This is a genomic window from Miniphocaeibacter sp. (genome assembly GCF_049276255.1).
Taxonomy (GTDB): Bacteria; Bacillota; Clostridia; order Tissierellales; family Peptoniphilaceae; genus Miniphocaeibacter.
This window is the reverse complement of the sequence record NZ_JBASWB010000064.1, coordinates 29049-47102: the sequence shown is the minus strand read 5'-3', so window position 1 is coordinate 47102 and position 18054 is coordinate 29049. Positions and strand designations below refer to the sequence as shown.

Below are 18054 nucleotides of genomic sequence, written 5' to 3'. Positions count from 1 at the left end.
ATGGAAGGAGTAAGTATGATTTTAAAAATAGATAATATTTCAAAAAACTTTGGAAGAAAAGTTGCATTAAAGGATATAAGTTTTTCCTTGGAAGATGGAGTATACGGACTATTAGGAGACAATGGAGCAGGAAAATCCACTTTAATGAGAATTTTAACTACAGTTTTAAAACCATCATCTGGAAGTGTGGAGGTAGATGGGAATTCTATTAAGGTCTTAGGCGATAAATACAGGTCATTATTAGGCTATATGCCTCAGGAATTTTTTGTATATCCTACTTTAACTGCCAGAGGTTTTTTAGAATACATGAGTTCTTTAAAAGGAATTAATGAAAAAAACTTAAAAAATAAAATTGATGAGGTATTAGAATTTGTAAATTTAAAGGATGTAGCAAATAAACGGGTTGTTACTTTTTCAGGAGGTATGAAAAGAAGAATAGGAATTGCCCAAGCTATTATAAATAATCCTAAAATAATAATTTTAGATGAGCCAACAGCAGGACTTGACCCTCAAGAAAGAATAAGATTTTTAAATATTTTAGGAGATATGGGGAAAAATAAAATCATTATAATCTCAACCCATATTGTTTCGGAAATTGAGGCTATTTCAAGGGATGTAATTGTAATGAAAAAGGGAAAACTCGTTGAAAAAGGCGATATAGATACATTAGTTGAAACAATGGCTAGTAAGGTTTGGGAAGCTGAAGTAGAACAAAATGACTTAAAGGAAATTGAGAAAAACAATCCGATTATTAAAATGAAAAGAAAGAATGAAAAAATTAGAATAAGGTATGTTGGTGAAAAAATAAAGGAAATAGAAAATAAAAAAGTTTTACCTACCTTGGAAGATTACTATGTTTACAACAATAATAAAATTGGAGGAGAAAATGAAAAAATTGATTAAATTGACAGTTTTGGCTTGTACGGTTTTAGCCTTAACAGCCTGTGGAAATAGGGAAGGAAACGATGATGATTATATGAACAATAAAACTGAACCTACAAAAAATGTAGAAAGTGTTATGGAAAAAATAGAGGCTGATGATGAACTTTTAGAAAAGCAAATAGAGGAATTTAGAAAGGAAAGGGATAAGGATAAATATATTAAGGAAGAAGACGGAATGATTATTGGAACACAGCCAAATGAAGAGGATTATATTAAGGGCTTTGATGAAGTGAGAAAGGTAGAACCTAAACTTCCTGATGATTTAGAAGAGGCTTATGAAGAAGTGGAAAGGTATTTGGTAGAGGATAAAAAAGTAGAACAGAAAACACGAATTTTATATTATTTACCTGCAGATCCAAGAGTGTATAAGGTTTATATTGATGAAGATAAGGGAAAACTTCAAGGCTATGATAATGAAAATATTATAGTTATGGAGTATTTAGATGGGGATACTTGGAAGTTTGTTTATGTTGCAAAGGAAAATAAGGAAGGGCAATGGAAATTTGTTCACGATGGTATTAATCATAAAGAATAGGAAAATACTATGCAAGTAAAATTTGAACTTGAAAAATTATTTAATAAGGTAACTATTTTAGCTATGATTTGCATGATAATACTTACTGTATTTCATGGCCTTATTTCCTTTGGAAAGTGGGAAGAAACCTATGTCCATAAATATAAGACAGTTAAGGGGAAATTAGCTTATTGGTCTTACTTAAATGTTTCCAAGGAGTACGAGGGAGAATTAAATCAGGAATATTTAAATAGATTCGCTAAGGATTTTCAAAATAGTAAAGAAAGGAAAGCTATTGAAAGTGGCAAAATCTACCAGTGGACTAAATATTCTTTAGCAAGGGATTTTATTTTACCAGTGGTCATTAATGAGAGTATTAGTCAAAATAGTAAGTTGGATTTTAGTAAAGAAAATCTTAAAGATGTTAATAGTTTCTATAAAAAATTTAAAAAAGAAGCTATTACCAATATGAAATTGGAAAATAAATTAATTGGTTTTTCAAAATATACAGATGAACAATTAAAAGTAGTAGAAAATAAAATAAATAATATTAAAACTCCAATTACAATAAAATATACAGAAGGTTTAAAAAACTTTTTAATATATTATAAAACGGATTATCTTCTTTTTTGCCTAGTCTTAGTTTTTGGCTTAAGTAGCTTGTTTTCAAAGGATTCAAACTCCGGTGTCGATGAGTTGTCCTTGTCGACTAAAACCGGTAAGGGGAAAAACTTAAATTCCAGATGGATGGCAGGTAATCTTTTCATTCTTTTAGGACATGGAGTTTATGTTTTAACACTTTTTATTACCCATGGATTAATAGGAAGTTTACATGGACTTGGAGCATCAATTCAAATTTTAGAAGAAACTTCTGCTTTTAATATAAACATATTTCAGGGGATATTGTTAGTAATTTTTTGTGGGCTACTTGGTGGTTTAGTTATTGGAAATCTTATTATGGTTATTTCAATTTATAGTAAAAATATGAAGTTTACAATTTTAACGACAGGTCTTATTTTATTTTTTATGAATAATTTTGTTAAGACGCAAAATTCCTTTAAGCAGTTATTACCATTAAATTTTAATAATAAAATGGCCTTACTTAGGTCCGGTAATTACTTTTTCATTGGTGACACTGCAATACCATATTTTATAATTGTTTTTATTTTATCTCTTATATATATTTTAGTTTTTTATACCTTAACTAGAATAAAATTTAAAAGATATTATCTGTAAGAGGTGAAGAATGAAAAGTTTAATAAGAGCTGAAAGTAAAAGGGTTTTAAACAGAAATATCTTTATTTTAATAATAGTAATAATAATATTATTCTCTGTAATTTCCGGACTTATGGGGCTAAATTCCTATAAGGTAATTTCAGGAAATAAAATTTTATATACGGCAAAAGAAAACCTTAGAAGAAGTAAAAAAGAAAGTAAATATACTTTTTTAGACAAGGAGTTTATTTCAAGTCTAAAAGATAAAAAAATAGATAATATACAATTTTATAAGAACATAGACAAGATATTGGTAAAAAATTATGACTTAATATCCTATTCTGAGCTTACAGAAAGTAGAGCTAAGGATTTTTATAATAAAAGATTAATTAATATAAAGAAAAACTTAGAGGGAGATGGAGAAAAGGATTATTCTAAAAAAGATATAAAATATCTGCTTCAAAAAGCCAATAAAATAAAAAAACCCATTCAAATGGATTATGCTGAAGGGTGGAAAAATATTAACAGGGATTTAGGTATGTTAGTCCTTTTATTAATAATAATTTCCTCTATAGTTATTCTTCAAATATTTGGTAAAATAGATAAATTTAATATGGATGAACTATCTAGGACAACAAGAAAAGGGAAAATGGAGTTAAGTATTGCTAAGGTAATTGTGGCTATTAAAATTTCTTTAATTATATATTTTACGGGAATTTTAATACTTTTAATAGTAAATGGAATTATTTATGGCTTTGAAGGTTTTTCAATGTCAATTCAAAGTAATCCAACTTACTTATATTCCATATTTAAAATAAACTATTTACAGCAGTTTTTAATAAATGTTTCTTTAGGCTTAGTGGCATTATTATTTATGGTAGGATTTGTATTGTTTGTGACAGCTGTAACTAAAAATCTTTTAATTGGTGGGGTAATTACAGTGTTTTTTTGGGCCTTGATGTTTGTATTTGAAATGCTTAAGGACTATGAAATAAACCATTATTTTGCGAATTTCCTCCCAATTAAAATGACGGATTTTACTATGCACTATAATGCTAACGATATTTATAAAATATTTGATAATAGGTATAATTCAATTATTTGGACTATTATGGTTACAATTTTAATATCACTTATATTATTTATTTTAAGTTATTTAATTTATGTATTTAGACAGAATAAAGAAAGAACATAGGCTACTTTAGTCTATGTTCTCCTCTTAAAATTCTTCCGGCATCAACTTCTATATATCTATCTTCTTTATTTGTTATTTCTCCTGCAACAAATACATAATCAAAACCGGTTGCATATTCCATTGAGTTTATATAATTTGAATTGTTTTTTATGTTTTCTAAATCGAATATAACTAAATCGGCATCATAAGCAACTTTAATTTTCCCCCTTATTTCCTATATTAAATACTTCTGTAGGAAAACCGGTAATTTTATAGATACCTTCTTCTAAAGAAAGAAGCTTTTTTCTATTAATATAAATTTCTAAAAATCTTGCAAAGGAACCGTATTGTCTAGGGTGAATAAGACCGCCTTTAGGAAAAATTGAATCCGAGATTATAAAGGTAAAGGGTAGTTTAATAATATTTTCAACGTCATTTTCACAAAGGCTAAAATTAACCATGGAAACTTTTAAACTCTCCTCTATTAGTAAATCAAAAGCAAAATCATAAGAATCTTTATTTTTCTCTTTAGCAATTTCAGAAACTAATTTCCCAATATATTTTTGGTTTTTATCTAAGTCGACAGTAGTAATCATTACCGATTCCCAACCAATTAAATAAAGAATATTATCAAAATCCTCTTGGTCTTTACTTAGTATATTTTTACAGCTTTTCCTTTGCATCTATTATAGTTTTTGCTTTTTTATTAATATTCTTTCCGATTTTTATAATTTTTCCTTTGTCAACACAAATATCTCCAATATAGCCGGGAGAATTTGTACCATCAACAATATATGCGTTTTTAATAATTAATTGTAGAATAATATCACTCCTAGTTTGTTTAAATAATTATAGCAAAATCTTATTAAGTTCTATTAAATTCCTAATAATATAATTTACCTTTAAATCTTTAGGTTTTTCATATTCGTTAATGTTATACCAACAAGTGTCTATATTATTGTTTTTAGCCCCAAGTATGTCGGCTTGTAAACTGTCACCAATAAATAAAATTTCCTCCGGTTTTAATTTACTTCTCTTTAAACATTCTTTAAAAAAACTATTACTTGGTTTATCGTAACCAATGTCATCGGAAACGAATAAATCAGTAAAATAATCCAACAAATTTGCGTGTTTCAGTCTATTTATTTGCATCTCTAATATTCCATTTGAAGCAGCATATATCTTATATTTTTTAGAAAGAGTACCTATTACTTGAGAGGCGTTAGGCTCTGTAATATATTCTTGTCCTAAATTTTTTTCAAATACCTTTTGAAAGCTATAATATGAAAAATCTATATTTAATTTTTCAAATAGTATTTTAAATCTTGAATTTAAAACATCCTGGACGGATATTTCCCCACTTTTTTGTTTTTTCCATAAATCCTTGCTAATTTCCCTATAAAGTTCATGTATGGACCTTGAATAATGTAAGTTACATATTTTAAAACTTTCTTTAAAGGCTGCAAGGCTACATTTTTCAAAATCAAAAATAGTATCATCAATATCAAAAAATAATGCTTTGTACATTTACTCACCTTGAATTCTAATATTTACCTATATTATTTCATATTATTACCTAATATGCTATTTTATGGGTAAATAATCTAAGAGAGTTGGTGGAAATATGGCTAATAGAGAATTTATTAAAAGGGCTAAAAAATATCTAGAGGAAATCTACAAGCCCTATAATAATAAAATTTATGTACCAATGCCGGAAACAAGAAATTTATTTTTGCCGGTAACTATTGGTTGCTCCTATAATAAATGTTTATATTGTGGATTAAATAAAAATATTAGGTTTGAAAAAATATCTTTAGAAGAAATAGAAGAGAATTTAAAAAAGTTACAGTTTATAACTCAATATAATAGAAGAAAGGTAGAAAAGTTTAATTTATTAGGAGGAAATCCCCTAGTATTAGAAACTGAGTATTTAGTAGAAATATCAAGGCTCATAAGAAAGTATTTTCCAAAAGTAAAATATATAAGCTCCTTTTCCAGAGTAGACGATATTTTAAGAAAAAGCCATGAGGAGTTAGTCTTATTAAAAGAAAGTAAATTTAATCGTTTATCCCTAGGAATTGAATCCGGTTCAGATAAAATATTGGAGTTTCAAAGAAAAGGCGTTACTTCTAAGGATAATTTAGCTGCTATGAGAAAATTGGAAAAAGTTAAACTTGACTACTCTGCCTATATAATATTAGGCTTTGGTGGAGTTGAATATTCAAGGGAAAATGCTATTGAAACAGCAAGGCTTTTAAATAAAGTTCACCCTTTTGAGCTCGTAGTAGTAAATTTAGTTTATTTTCCCAATGCTCCTCTATTGGAAAAAGTAAGGACAGGTGAATTTAAAAGATTAAGTCCTTTGCAATCTTTAGAGGAGGAATATTTACTTTTATATAAATTAGAAATGGAAAATGTAGTATTTAACGCTACCCATAAAAACAATACAATAGCAATAAAAGGAAAATTACCAGAACATAAAAATATCATGCTTAAGGAAATAGAGAAAAATATTAAAAAATATAGTCTGAAATTGTAAAAAGCCAAGAAAGTAGGTATTTTAGAATAGTATTTGGCAATAATTATGGTAGAATGTAATATATATTAATAATACTAAGGAGGTGTTGTATTATGTTGAAAATAGGTGTATTGGATATTGTTACAAACTGGGAGGTTTGTAATATATAAGAATAAGCCTCCCGGGAAAATCAAAAGATAATTGATTTTTAGGAGGAAAATAATTGAATAAGTATAATTTGAAAAATTTAGGCTTTAAGGATGAATTAAAGGAAGAATATAGATTAAATGAAGGCATGTATATTGGCAGGGTGTTTTCTCAAAGTAAAAATCTATATAGGGTAGTTTGTGAAGATGGAGAAATTATTGCTGAAATTTCCGGTAAGTTTAGGTATGAAGCTAAGTCAAGCTTAGACTTTCCAACAGTTGGAGATTTTGTTGTCCTAGATAGAAATAATAATAATCAAGGGAATGCAGTAATTAATTATAGATTTTCCAGGAAAAGTGCCTTTATTAGAAGGGCTGCAGGAACATCAAATACTAAACAAATCGTAGCAAGTAATATAGACTATTTGTTTATATGTATGTCTTTAAATAATGACTTTAATTTAAGGAGATTGGAAAGATATATTTCTATAGCTTGGGAAAGTGGTGCTATTCCGGTTGTAATATTAACTAAGGCGGATTTATGTAATAATATTGACGCTAAATTAGCAGAGCTAGCTAGTGTGGCCATAGGTGTTGATGTTGAAGTAACTTCAAATTTACAAGTAGATAGTATAGAAAAAATTAGAAAATATATTAGTAGAGAAAAAACTATAGCATTTATTGGTTCTTCCGGAGTAGGAAAGTCTACGTTAATAAATTCTTTAATAGGTGAGGAAGTTTTAAAGACAAAAGGTCTTAGAGATGATGATAAGGGAAAACATACTACTACCCATAGAGAGATGTTTATTCTTGAAAATGGCGGTCTGATTATAGATACACCGGGAATGCGGGAATTAGGACTGGACACTGTTGATATTTCAAAAGGTTTTTCAGATATTGATGAACTTGCAACTATGTGTAAGTTTAACGACTGTAGCCATACAAATGAACCTAAATGTGCAGTATTAAAGGCTGTAGAAAATGGAGAACTTTCAGAGGAAAGACTAAACAATTATAGGAAGTTAAAAAAGGAAAGTAAATATTCTGGTCTTGATTTTAAAGAAATTGAAAAACAAAAATTAGATAATATGTTTTCTAATGTAGGTGGTATGAAAAATGCCAGAAAATATTTAAAAGCAAAAGATAAGAGAAGAAAAAATATTTAAGCTTATTTTTTAATAAAGTATTAAAATAAAGTCATTTTAATTAATGGCTTTATTTTTTATTTATGATAGATTGTAAGATTAAAAGCAATAGTTAGTATAAAAGTAACTTCTCAGATGCTATTAGTATCTACGATTACACAAATATTAATCGAATCTCTTTTTGAAGGTATAATTACCGTAATTTATTAAATATTTTCAGTGAGCAAATTGATATGTTCTTTATATTTTCACTATATGTATATTTTAAAAATATTTTCAATAAGAAAAAACAAAAGCTTGTAAGAGAAAATATCTAGAATGAAAATTTATGGGTTTTATATGAAAAGAAATTTCAAACTAATTATTTAATAAATAGTAGGTAATAATATGGAAGAGTTAGCTGAAAAAAGGGAAGTTTTAATTTATAGATTATGAAAAATTAATGAAATTTGGAGAAAGAAATGAACTCAATGGAAAAAAAGAAGTATACAAGAAAAGAAAAAAGATTTATAGTTTGTTTTTTGTTAATGAATTTAATTGTTCTAATTGGCTCGACTCCCGATTTTGAAATATATGTAAAAAATATAGGAGTTGAAGCGGGAATGAAAATTACCGGATTTTTTTCTACAGTATTTTAGTTTTAAAATACTTGTGTAGAATAAAAATAAAATATTTAAAAAGACAAAATAGGCCTAGAATTTTCCAAGCCTATTTTTATTAGCCTAAAACTTCAGCTACATTTTTAAGCATTTCTATTATAGGTAAATCATAAGGACATCTTGGTTCACAATCACCACATTGTATACAGTCCTTAGCATTAACTTCCATACCATTGTAACGATTTAAGGCCCATTCCTTTAAGTCGTATCTGGTATAATAGCCTTCCATTAGGAAATTTGCCGGAATATCTATGCCAATGGAACAAGGTGCACAGTAACCACATCTTCTACAAAACTGTGTTCCTAATTCTTCAACATAGCCTTGCAATTCCTTTCTTTCTTCATCGGTTAAAGGCCTTGGGTTATTTCCTACACCGGCATTTTCTCTTACCTGTTCTATTGTATCCATTCCCGGTATAGCTAAAGTAATATTTTCATTTTCCATAATATATCTTAAACAAAGTTCGCCTTTGGGAATAGCACCTCCGGCTAAGGGTTTCATAATTAGTATTCCAATATTTTTTTCTTTAGCTTTTTTAAACACTTCTTCAGCTTGGTTTTCTACAATATTGTAAGGAAATTGAATTGTAGAAAATTCATTTGTGTCAACTAATTTATCTAGCAGGTCAACACTATGGCTAGTTACACCTATTTCCTTTATAATTCCCTTTTCTTTCATTTCCTTAATGGCTTTTAAAGCGCCGTTTTCAGAAAAAATTGTTTCCATGTCAGCTTCTTTACTTACATTGTGTAATTGAAAAAGATCTATATAGTCAACTTTTAAGTTTTTCATAGAAATTTCCAATTCTTCAAGTACACCATCGTAGGTTCTTTGCATGGATTTTGTTGCTATGTAAAATTTATCCCTTCCAACTACTTCCAAGGCTTGTCCTAATAATTTTTCACTGTCATTATATCCTCTTGCTGTGTCAATAAAATTTATACCTTGCTTATAGGCTTCTTCTACTATGCTTATAGCTGTATTTTGGTCAACATTTTGAATTGGAATCCCCCCAAGTCCAATTACAGAAACTTCATAACCGGTTTTACCTAATATTCTTTTCTCCATAATACCCCTCTTTATTTATACTATATTAACTATATATAATATTGTAATATATTTAAACGTATATTCCAATTTAAAGGGTTAAATTATTTTAATTTATAAAGAAAAAATCAACAATTAAATAATTTTTCCACCTATGATATAATAGTAAAGCAAGTAAATAAGGAGGTTGTTTTTTGCGACAAGCTATATATAGAGAATACAGACCAAAAACTTTTGATGAAGTTTTAGGCCAAAGTCAAGTTACAGAGGTTTTAAAGAACCAAGTAAAAAACAATTTAATAGGTCATGCTTATTTGTTTTCAGGAACTAGAGGAACCGGTAAAACAAGTTGTGCAAAAATATTTGCACGGGCTATAAACTGTTTAAATCTACAAGATGGTTCACCTTGCAATGTTTGTGAAAATTGTAGGTCTATTCTTAACGAGGAAACATTTGATATAGTTGAAATGGACGCTGCATCTAATAGAAGAATTGAAGATATTAGAGATCTAAGAGATAAGGTAATTTATCCTCCTGCTAATTTAAAATACAAGGTTTATATTATAGACGAGGCCCACATGATAACAAATGAGGGATTTAATGCCCTTTTAAAAATCATGGAAGAACCTCCAAAACATTTAGTATTTATTTTAGCTACTACGGAAATAGAAAAAATTCCGCAAACAATCCTTTCAAGATGTCAAAGATATGAATTTAAAAGATTGGATACCGAGTTTATTAAGGAAAATATTCTAAATATTACAAGGGATTTAGGAGTTGAAATTGAAGCGGAAGCTGTAAATCTTATAGCTAATGAAGCCGATGGAGCTATGAGAGATGCTTTAAGTACTTTAGATCAGGTAATTTCTTTAGGAAAAGATAAAATAACCGTTAAGGATTTGGAAGAGGATTTAGGCCTAGTTGATCAGGACAAGTTATTTAAATTAGTCGATGCTATAATTTCTAAAGATTTTTCAAATACAATAAAAGCTTTTGCAGAAACTTCTAAAGGGAAAATTATTTCTAACTTATTTAAGGATTTAACCGATCATTATAGAAATTTACTTCTAGTAAAAAATAAACTGGAAAGTAATGTAGAAGCCAGTACCATGTATATTGAAAAGTACAGAAAGCAAGCAAGTAGTATAGAAATGAATCAGATTATTGAGTCCTTGGATATATTAATGGAATTTGAAATTAAATTAAAAACTACAGAAAACCCTATTATATTAGGAGAACTCTTAGTTACAAGACTGGTGGATTATGTTAATTACAATAGTTTTAAGTCTAAAATCAACTACTTAGAAGATAGGGTTAAGGAATTAGAAGAAAAACTTTCTAACTTAAAAGTTGAAGATTTAAAATCTAATGGTAATATAGATATTGTTACTAAGAGTAATTCTGTAAAAGAGGATTTAGTAAAGGCGGAAATAATTACAGAAGAAGAAAACAGGTCAGATATTACAGAAATAGAAAATAGTAAAGTAGACAAAGAAGAAAATCCTAGTACTGAAAATGAAGAAAAAGATCTTTCTAAAGAAAATAGTGAAGATTTAGAAGAGGATGTTTTAGACAAGTACAAGGAAACAGAGTATTGGAATGAAATTGTAAACAAACTTCCTACACCAATGATGAGGAATTTTATAAATTCTTCAAGCTATAGGTTTATAGAAAAAAATCGCTTAGTAATTCTTTTTAAAACAGAAGATACAAAAATGAAATTAATTTGTTCAAATATAAATGTTTTGAAAAAAATAGTTCAAGAAGTAGTAGGTAGTGATTATGATGTGCATATAAGTTTAGAATCAAGTTATGCGGATTTAAATAACTTGAGAAAAGAAAAAAATTTAAAATTAATCCAAAATTTATTTGGTGAAGATAATATTAATATTACTTAGGAGGTATTTTTTATGGCAAGAGGTGGATATCCAAGAGGCGGAATGCCAAATATGAATAATATGATGAAGCAAATGCAAAAAATGCAAAAGCAAATGGAGGAAGCACAACAAAAACTAGAAGAAACTGAATTCACAGCAACTGCAGGTGGTGGAAGTATAGAAGTTACAGTAAACGGTAAAAAAGAGTTAGTTGCAGTAAAAATAGAAGAAGAGGTTGTTGATCCTGATGATGTTGAAATGTTACAGGATTTAATAATTGTAGCTGTTAATGACGCTTTAAATAAGGTTACAGAAACAAGTGAAAAAGAAATGGGTAAATTTACTGGAGGCATGAATATTCCAGGATTATTTTAGTAGGTGATTAAATGGCTTTATACCCAAAACCAATAGAAAATCTAATAGTTGAATTAGCAAGCTTACCTACAATTGGAAGAAAATCAGCTAAAAGACTAGCTTTTAAAATTATTGAAATGGATGATGAAAAAGTAAATAGATTGGTAGATGCTTTAATTAATGTGAAAAAAGAAATTCATCACTGTAAAATTTGTGGTAATCTAACAGATAAGGAAATATGTCATATATGCTCAGATGAAAGTAGGGACAAATCCGTTATAGTAGTTGTTGAAGATAGTTCAAGTATTATTTCTCTTGAAAAAGCAAGGGAATATAAGGGACAATACCATGTACTAAATGGACTAATCTCTCCAAGAGAAAATATTAGTCCAGAGGATTTAAATATAGAATCCCTTATTAAAAGAGTTAAAGATGGTGGTATTGATGAAGTAATTTTATCCTTATCCCCAACTGTAGATGGAGATCTTACAATTAACTTTTTATCTGAAATTATAAAGCCTTTAGGAGTAAAGGTAACAAAAATTGCCAATGGAGTTCCTATAGGTGTAAGTTTAGAATATTTTGATGAAATGTCGATTTATAAAGCATTAGAAGATAGAAGAGAAATTTAAGAAAGCATGGGAAACCATGCTTTTTTTAGAATAATAAATAATAGGAAAGTGTAAATTTTATGAATAGAGTAGGAGAAAAAAATACAATAGAAGATATAAAAAAAGGAATTGCAATATCCTTACCAGTAGGAATAGGATACATATCCATAGCAATAGCCTTTGGTTTATTAGCTAGAAATTCCGGTTTGACCTTACTTGATACCTTTTTGTTTTCAGCAATGGTCTTTGCTGGAGCATCCCAGTTTATGGCTATTGAGTTAATTGTCGCCGGTGTACCAACCTTGGGAATTGCAATATCGGTTTTTCTGCTTAATTTAAGATTACTTGTAATGGCAACATCCCTTGGAGTAAAAATGGAAAAAGTAAATAAGAAGTCAATTCCCCTAGTGGGTTTCTTACTAACAGATGAATCCTTTTCCGTCCTTTCTTTTACAAGGGAAACAATTAGTACAGCCTATGCAATTTTTGTAGAATTAATACCATATTTATTTTGGGTAGGCTTTACTGTTATAGGTTATTTAGTAGGGGACATACTTCCTGAAAAGTTGAAAATGAGTTTAGAAATAGGACTTACTGCAATGTTTATTGCCCTATTAATTCCTTCCCTTAAGAAGAATTTAAAGGGGATAGTAGTTTCTTTAATAGCTGCACTTATATATATAGCAATATTTTATTTAAATATACTTCCAACAGGATGGGATATAGTTGTTGGAATTCTTTTATCTACCTTAATAGGTTATATTTTAATTAGAAGGGGGACAATATAATGAAAAGTGAATATTTTTTACTAATAGTTCTCTGTGCTATTTTAACTAGCGGTCCTAAAATAATTACGATGACATTTTTAAAGGATAAAAAAATAAAAAAAGAAATTAAGGATTTCTTAGATATTATTCCATATACAAGTCTTGCTATATTAATTACAAGGGGATTATTAACCATGGATAAGGTGATTATGGTCCCTGCAATTATTTCTATTATAGTTTGTTTTCTAGTTTCCTATTTTAGGGAAAGTTTAGCTCAAACAATAATTGCTGGCGTTGGAACAATGTATATTTTAATAATATTACTTGGAATTTAATTAAAAAGTGTTTGTTTTTTCTATATTAATGGGTATATATTAAATAAATTGTAATAATTACATATTTGTAATTAACCTGTAACCAACAAAATAGGAGGAAAAATGAATAAAGATAAGAAAATTACAAGTAAAAATGACGTAATAGGAAAAAATCCTAAGGTTACTAATGGAGCTGGCATACCAGTAGCAAATAACCAAACAGCTATGACTGTTGGACCAAGAGGACCAATGGCTATGGAAGATGTTTGGTACATGGAGAAGATGGCACATTTCGATAGGGAAGTTATACCAGAAAGAAGAATGCACGCTAAAGGTTCAGGAGCTTTTGGAACATTTAAAGTTACAAATGATATTACAAAATATACTAAGGCAAAGATATTTTCAGAAGTAGGAAAGGAAACAGAAATATTTATTAGATTTTCTACAGTAGCAGGAGAAAGAGGAGCTGCTGATGCAGAAAGGGATATTAGAGGATATGCAATAAAATTCTATACAGAAGACGGAAACTGGGATTTAGTAGGAAATAATACTCCTGTATTCTTTATGAGAGATCCACATCATTTTATTGGATTAAACAGGGCTGTAAAGAGAGATCCTAGAACAAATTTAAGGTCAGCTAATAATAACTGGGACTTTTGGACTTCATTACCGGAAGCTCTACATCAAGTTACTATTACAATGAGTGATAGGGGAATACCAAAATCCTATAGACATATGCATGGTTTTAGTTCTCATGCCTATTCAATGATAAATGAGAAAAATGAAAGAGTATATGTAAAAATTCACATGAAAACCCAACAGGGAATTGAAAATATAACAGATGAAGAAGCGGCAGAAATAATTGGTATGGATAGGGAAAGTCATGGTAGAGATTTATACGAAGCAATAGAAAAGGGGAATTTCCCTAAATGGAAAATGTATATTCAGGTTATGACTCAGGAACAAGCTGACAATATGCCCTATAATCCATTTGACTTAACAAAGGTTTGGTACCATGGAGAATATCCATTAATAGAAGTTGGAGAATTTGAATTAAATAGAAATCCGGAAAATTATTTTGCCGATGTGGAGCAAGCAGCATTTACTCCGGCAAATGTAGTTCCAGGAATTTCATTTTCACCAGATAAAATGCTTCAAGGTAGATTGTTTGTTTATGGAGATGCTCACCGATATCGTCTAGGTGTTAATCATCATCAAATACCTGTAAACTCACCAAAACATGCAGAAAACAACCATCCTTATCATAAAGATGGACAAATGAGAGTCGATGGAAATGGTGGTTCAGAAGTTCATTATGCACCAAATAGTTATGGTAACTACGTAGAATATACTGAACATGAAGAGCCTATGCAAAAAGCCAATGGAGATATTGGAAGATGGAATTTTAGAGATGACGATGACGATTATTTCACTCAACCAGGTAAGCTATTTAGATTAATGTCTCCGGAACAGCAAAAGGTTCTTGTTGAAAATACAAGAAGAGCTATGGGAGATGCAGAGGAAAAAATAAAATTACGCCATATTGAACATTGTTTTTATGCCGATGAAAAATATGGACGTATGTTAGCAGAGGAATTGGGAATAGATGTAGATTTTTCTAAATTTGATGTAGAGGAATATAAGAAGAGAAAAAGAACAGATACTTCATATTAAATTATAAGGAGACAGAGATGTCTCCTTTTTAGTTTAGATAATAGTAAACCTATAAAAAATATTTTTTATTGTAGAAATAATTGTATATTAGAGTTATAATATCAAGAGAGGTAAGGTCAAAGATATGTTCTGAAGCTAAACCTGTGAATGTTAAATTTTTGGACACAGGTATTCTGTGTCCATTTTTATTTTTAAACTATATTAGGAGGTAGATATGGATAATAGAGTTGCAATAATTGGCATAATTATTGAAAACAAAGAAGCCAGTGCAGAAGTAAATGAAACATTACATAAATACTCAGAATATATTATTGGAAGAATGGGGATTCCAAACATTAGGGAAAGTATTAATGTAATATCGGTTATTGTAGATGCACCACAAAGTGAAATAAGTGCCTTAACTGGAAAATTAGGAATGATAAAGGATGTTAGCTGTAAGGCTGTATATTCAAAAATTTAAATAAGAAAAACAAGGGGAAATTATGAGTAATTACATACCAAGTTCTTCAAAAGCAGAAGAATTTATTAACAATGAAGAAATTTTAAAAACTATTGAATATGGTAGGGGAAATAGTAAAAATAGACAGTTAATTGAAGAAATACTTGAAAAAGCAAAAGAAGCAAAAGGTCTTAGCCATAAGGAAGCCTTTGTTCTATTATCTTGTGAATTAGAGGATTTAAATGAAGAAATTTTTAAACTTGCCAAGGAAATAAAACAAAGATTCTACGGTAATAGAATAGTTCTTTTTGCTCCTTTATACCTTTCAAATTACTGTGTTAATGGATGTACCTATTGTCCATACCATTATAAAAACAAAACTATAAGAAGAAAGAAATTAACCCAAGAGGAAATAAAGGAAGAGGTTATTGCTCTACAGGACATGGGCCACAAAAGACTTGCATTAGAAACAGGAGAAGATCCGGTAAACTGTCCTATAGAATATGTTATAGAGTCAATTAAGACTATTTACAGTGTTCATCATAAAAATGGAGATACTAGAAGGGTTAATGTAAATATTGCAGCAACAACTGTTGAAAACTATAAAAAATTAAAGTATGCAGGTATTGGAACCTACATACTATTCCAAGAAACCTACCATAAGGACAATTATGAAGAGCTTCATCCAACAGGTCCAAAACATAATTATGCCTACCATACAGAAGCCATGGATAGAGCTATGGAAGCCGGCATAGATGATGTTGGTTGTGGTGTTTTATTTGGTTTAAATAATTATGAATATGATTTTATTGGCCTTTTAATGCATGGAGAACATTTAGAGGCTAAATTCGGCGTTGGTCCTCATACTATTTCAGTACCAAGAATTAGGCCGGCTGATGATGTAAATCCCGATGAATTTACAAATTCCATTAGCGATGAAATATTTATGAAAATTGTAGCCTTAGTTAGAATTGCTGTTCCCTATACAGGAATAATTATTTCTACAAGGGAAAATGAAGAAACTCGTTCAAAGGTTTTAGAATTAGGAGTATCTCAAATAAGTGGAGGTTCAAGAACTTCAGTAGGAGGTTATGCTGAAGAGGAAAAAATAGAGGAGAATTCTGCACAATTTGAAACAAGCGATACAAGAACCTTAGATGAAGTTGTTAACTGGTTACTTGAAATGGGGCACATTCCTTCTTTCTGTACTGCTTGTTATAGGGCCGGAAGAACTGGAGATAGGTTTATGAAATTAGTAAAATCTGGGGAAATAGCTAATATTTGTCAGCCTAATGCTCTTATTACATTAAAGGAATATTTAGAGGACTATGCTTCGGAAGATACAAAAAAAGCAGGACTTAAGATAATTGAGAAAGAAATTCCTAATATTAAAAATGAAAAAACTAGGAAAATAGCTAGTGAATATTTAAGAAGTATAGAACAAGGTGAAAGAGATTTTAGGTTCTAGTATGGAAACTACAGCAAGATCCAATAGAAAATATATTGGCTTAATAGGAAGAAGAAATGTTGGTAAGTCTACAATTATTAACCTACTAACAGGACAGGAAACATCAATAGTAAGTGATTTTGCAGGTACTACAACGGACAATGTTCAAAAGAATATGGAATTACATGGTGTAGGTCCTGTAGTTTTTGTTGATACTGCAGGTTATGATGATATTGGAGAAATTGGCCAGTTAAGAGTAGAAAAAACTAAAAGGGTCTTAAATAAATTAGATATAGCCCTTTTAATTATAGAAGATGAGTTAACTGATTTTGATATAAAATGGGTTAACTTATTAAAAGAATATAAAATAGATTTTATACCTATTCTAAACAAAGATGATATATTTTCATATTCAAAAGATAAAATAAAGGAAATGGAAAATATATTAGAAAAAAATATTTTAATATTTGGTAAAAATAAAAACAAAAATATAATCATAGAAGAATTAGAAAATAAATTAGCTGTAAAAAAGGAAAAGACCATTACAGGTTCCTTGGTAAATAAAAATTCTTTAGTTATGCTTGTAATGCCTCAGGACAAAGAGGCACCTAAGGGAAGATTAATACTACCACAAGTCCAAACTATTAGGGAGTTAATAGACAAAAATGCTATAACAATAGTTGTAGATTTAGAAGAAATGGAAGAGTCCTTAAAATATTTAAACAAGGCTCCGGATTTAATTATTACCGATTCTAAGGTTTTTGAAGAGGTTTATAAACTAAAGCCGGAAAAGTCCCTACTAACTTCTTTTTCTGTACTATTTGCTGCCCTTAAAGGCGATATAGATTATTTTGTTAAGTCTGCAAATACAATAGACAAGCTTACAGATAATAGTAAAATATTAATAGCCGAAGCATGTACCCACCCTCCAATTACAGAGGACATTGGCACTGTTAGAATTCCTAACATGATTAGAAAAAAATATGGGAAAAATATTGAGTTTGATTTTGTAAGAGGGGACGATTTTCCAAAAGACCTTAGAAAATACGATTTAGTTATACATTGTGGAGCCTGTATGTTTAATGAAAAACATGTACAAAGTAGGCTTAATCAGGCTAAAAAACAAAATATTCCCTTAACTAATTATGGAGTTACAATTGCTAAAATAAAGGGTATACTAAATAAAGTAGTTTTAGCATAGTGCTTATAA

Annotated in this window: 19 protein-coding genes; 16 read left to right on the top strand and 3 right to left on the bottom strand. The window is 29.2% G+C overall.

Features of this window, described 5'->3' with window-relative positions; all coding sequences use genetic code 11:
• The first annotated feature begins 15 nt into the window (after positions 1-15).
• Genes WAO56_RS08790 through WAO56_RS08775 form a run of 4 tightly spaced genes read left to right on the top strand, consistent with a single transcriptional unit; the run spans position 16 to position 3866 of the window.
• Positions 16-903 carry an ABC transporter ATP-binding protein gene (locus WAO56_RS08790; protein ID WP_422143899.1) on the top strand — a complete coding sequence of 296 codons (888 nt, stop codon included), beginning with the start codon at positions 16-18 and terminating at the stop codon, positions 901-903.
• A complete protein-coding gene (locus WAO56_RS08785) occupies positions 887-1477 on the top strand; it encodes a hypothetical protein (protein WP_422143900.1) in 591 nt (196 codons plus the stop codon). Before WAO56_RS08790 ends, WAO56_RS08785 begins: the two co-directional genes overlap by 17 nt.
• 9 nt (positions 1478-1486) lie before the next feature.
• A complete protein-coding gene (locus tag WAO56_RS08780; RefSeq protein ID WP_422143901.1) occupies positions 1487-2692 on the top strand; it encodes a hypothetical protein in 1206 nt (401 codons plus the stop codon).
• Positions 2693-2702: 10 nt separating this feature from the next.
• Positions 2703-3866 (top strand): hypothetical protein, encoded by a 1164-nt coding sequence (locus WAO56_RS08775; protein WP_422143902.1) that lies wholly within the window; start codon positions 2703-2705, stop codon positions 3864-3866.
• A gap of 194 nt (positions 3867-4060) precedes the next feature.
• Here the strand turns inward: WAO56_RS08775 and WAO56_RS08770 are convergent, their stop codons facing one another.
• Both WAO56_RS08770 and WAO56_RS08765 read right to left on the bottom strand, forming a co-directional pair.
• Positions 4061-4528, bottom strand: a complete 468-nt coding sequence (locus WAO56_RS08770) for a hypothetical protein (protein ID WP_422143903.1) — start codon at positions 4526-4528, stop codon at positions 4061-4063.
• A gap of 166 nt (positions 4529-4694) precedes the next feature.
• Positions 4695-5372 carry a YjjG family noncanonical pyrimidine nucleotidase gene (locus WAO56_RS08765; RefSeq protein WP_422143904.1) on the bottom strand — a complete coding sequence of 226 codons (678 nt, stop codon included), beginning with the start codon at positions 5370-5372 and terminating at the stop codon, positions 4695-4697.
• A gap of 97 nt (positions 5373-5469) precedes the next feature.
• Here WAO56_RS08765 and WAO56_RS08760 point away from each other — a divergent pair, with 97 nt between their 5' ends.
• The 3 genes from WAO56_RS08760 (at position 5470) to WAO56_RS08750 (ending at position 8292) form a co-directional block, all read left to right on the top strand.
• On the top strand, positions 5470-6384 hold the full coding sequence (locus WAO56_RS08760; RefSeq protein WP_422143905.1) for a radical SAM protein: 915 nt from the start codon (positions 5470-5472) through the stop codon (positions 6382-6384).
• 202 nt (positions 6385-6586) lie between these two features.
• The gene (gene rsgA, locus WAO56_RS08755; RefSeq protein ID WP_422143906.1) at positions 6587-7675 is read left to right on the top strand and encodes a ribosome small subunit-dependent GTPase A; all 1089 of its coding nucleotides are present in this window, start codon (positions 6587-6589) and stop codon (positions 7673-7675) included.
• A gap of 449 nt (positions 7676-8124) precedes the next feature.
• Complete coding sequence (locus WAO56_RS08750; protein ID WP_422146327.1) at positions 8125-8292, top strand: hypothetical protein; 168 nt, start codon at positions 8125-8127, stop codon at positions 8290-8292.
• A gap of 79 nt (positions 8293-8371) precedes the next feature.
• Here the strand turns inward: WAO56_RS08750 and WAO56_RS08745 are convergent, their stop codons facing one another.
• Complete coding sequence (locus WAO56_RS08745) at positions 8372-9382, bottom strand: aldo/keto reductase (protein ID WP_422143908.1); 1011 nt, start codon at positions 9380-9382, stop codon at positions 8372-8374.
• Positions 9383-9555: 173 nt separating this feature from the next.
• On the opposite strand from WAO56_RS08745, the gene dnaX reads away from it, so the two are divergent.
• The 9 genes from dnaX to hydF all read left to right on the top strand — a co-directional run bounded on the left by dnaX (position 9556) and on the right by hydF (position 18045).
• Entirely contained in the window at positions 9556-11259 is a 1704-nt protein-coding gene (gene dnaX, locus WAO56_RS08740; protein WP_422143909.1) for a DNA polymerase III subunit gamma/tau, read from the top strand.
• A gap of 12 nt (positions 11260-11271) precedes the next feature.
• Complete coding sequence (locus WAO56_RS08735) at positions 11272-11613, top strand: YbaB/EbfC family nucleoid-associated protein (RefSeq protein WP_422143910.1); 342 nt, start codon at positions 11272-11274, stop codon at positions 11611-11613.
• A gap of 11 nt (positions 11614-11624) precedes the next feature.
• Positions 11625-12224, top strand: coding sequence for a recombination mediator RecR (recR, locus tag WAO56_RS08730; RefSeq protein ID WP_422143911.1), 600 nt, complete (start codon positions 11625-11627; stop codon positions 12222-12224).
• Between the two features lie 59 nt (positions 12225-12283).
• Entirely contained in the window at positions 12284-12991 is a 708-nt protein-coding gene (locus WAO56_RS08725; RefSeq protein WP_422143912.1) for an AzlC family ABC transporter permease, read from the top strand.
• Positions 12991-13305, top strand: a complete 315-nt coding sequence (locus WAO56_RS08720; protein WP_422143913.1) for an AzlD domain-containing protein — start codon at positions 12991-12993, stop codon at positions 13303-13305. The genes WAO56_RS08725 and WAO56_RS08720 overlap by 1 nt, the downstream gene beginning before the upstream one ends.
• 141 nt (positions 13306-13446) lie before the next feature.
• Positions 13447-14958, top strand: a complete 1512-nt coding sequence (locus tag WAO56_RS08715) for a catalase (protein ID WP_422143965.1) — start codon at positions 13447-13449, stop codon at positions 14956-14958.
• 214 nt (positions 14959-15172) lie between these two features.
• On the top strand, positions 15173-15418 hold the full coding sequence (locus WAO56_RS08710; RefSeq protein ID WP_422143914.1) for a TM1266 family iron-only hydrogenase system putative regulator: 246 nt from the start codon (positions 15173-15175) through the stop codon (positions 15416-15418).
• A gap of 22 nt (positions 15419-15440) precedes the next feature.
• Positions 15441-16865, top strand: a complete 1425-nt coding sequence (gene hydG / locus WAO56_RS08705) for a [FeFe] hydrogenase H-cluster radical SAM maturase HydG (RefSeq protein ID WP_422143915.1) — start codon at positions 15441-15443, stop codon at positions 16863-16865.
• The gene (hydF, locus tag WAO56_RS08700; protein ID WP_422143916.1) at positions 16843-18045 is read left to right on the top strand and encodes a [FeFe] hydrogenase H-cluster maturation GTPase HydF; all 1203 of its coding nucleotides are present in this window, start codon (positions 16843-16845) and stop codon (positions 18043-18045) included. Before hydG ends, hydF begins: the two co-directional genes overlap by 23 nt.
• Positions 18046-18054 lie beyond the last annotated feature (9 nt).